At 39.6% G+C, this 692-nt stretch carries 1 protein-coding gene; it reads right to left on the bottom strand.

Going from position 1 to position 692, the window contains the following annotated elements; all coding sequences use genetic code 11:
- The coding region (locus GWK10_RS18250) for a PorP/SprF family type IX secretion system membrane protein (RefSeq protein ID WP_164033843.1) at window positions 1-692 on the bottom strand (692 nt) is incomplete at both ends.

Raw genomic sequence — 692 nt, 5'->3', positions numbered from 1 at the left:
ATACCTCCCCAATAATAACGATCTAAATCAAGCTTTCTAACTTTTAGTGTTAGATCAGTGATACTTCGTCCATCGCTTTCAAAGTATTGCACAACTCCACTAGGCTCATATTCCCAATCTGCTCCATCATGTTCTTTGATTATATAACCAAAGTACGCATAGTAGTTTCTAATATTCTCTGGTTCGGTATCATCAAATATGGTCAGGTTCTTTGCTAGAATGTTTGCTGCATTGACACTGAGCCAAAATTTTCTGAATCTCCAAAGAGCACTCACATCGAAATTAGAATTAAAGGTCGATGCACGACGTCCCACCACGGGATCGCCTCCTGCATTGATAAACTCATCGGTATCGATGCTAAAAGAAGTAAACTTATATGATAATCCTAAGGATAGGTAATGTTCATCTTTATCAGAAAATGTCAAATGATGTGCAAAAGAAGCTTGGCCACCCCGTTGATTGGTAAATCCGTTTTTGTCATTAAATAAGATTGCACCCACACCAGAACGATCAGAAATACGACCATCGAAGGATAGGGATTGGGTGTCAGGAGAATCTTTTACTCCCACCCATTGGCTTACACCATTAAGTCGTACCTGAAAACAATCACCAATACCCGCAAAGGCTGCTGAAATGAGATAAGGATTATCAGCTAGATACTGATTGTTTAAGGGTAAGTTGAACTCTTGGGC

Source organism: Spongiivirga citrea (genome assembly GCF_010671565.1).
In the GTDB taxonomy this organism is placed as follows: domain Bacteria; phylum Bacteroidota; class Bacteroidia; order Flavobacteriales; family Flavobacteriaceae; genus Spongiivirga; species Spongiivirga citrea.
This window is presented reverse-complemented; position numbering and strand designations above follow the sequence as displayed.